Raw genomic sequence first — 389 nt, forward strand, 5'->3', positions numbered from 1 at the left:
GGACATGGTTCAATGCTTGAATATTCCCTTCTTCATTTATTTGGATACGGAATTACAATGGATGATATAAAGGAATTCAGGCAGGTTGGAAGTAAGACACCTGGACATCCTGAATACGGTCACACAGCTGGAGTTGAAATAACAACAGGACCTCTTGGACAAGGTGTATGTAATGCAGTTGGAATGGCAATAGCAGAAGCATACCTCGCAAACAAATTCAACAAGCCTAATTTTACAATTGTAGACCACTATACTTATGCTATAGCAGGAGACGGCTGCCTGATGGAGGGAATATCCGGTGAAGCATCATCTTTGGCTGGAACTCTTGGACTTGGAAAGCTAATAGTTTTATACGATTCAAACAACATCTCAATTGAAGGAAATACAGA

At 40.4% G+C, this 389-nt stretch carries 1 pseudogene; it reads left to right on the plus strand.

Annotated features, from left to right (window positions below):
- A pseudogene (locus ACJDT4_RS23350) lies at positions 1-389 on the plus strand (transketolase); the annotation flags it as partial.

Origin of the sequence: Clostridium neuense, assembly GCF_045310695.1 — a bacterium.
GTDB lineage: Bacteria > Bacillota > Clostridia > Clostridiales > Clostridiaceae > Clostridium_S > Clostridium_S neuense.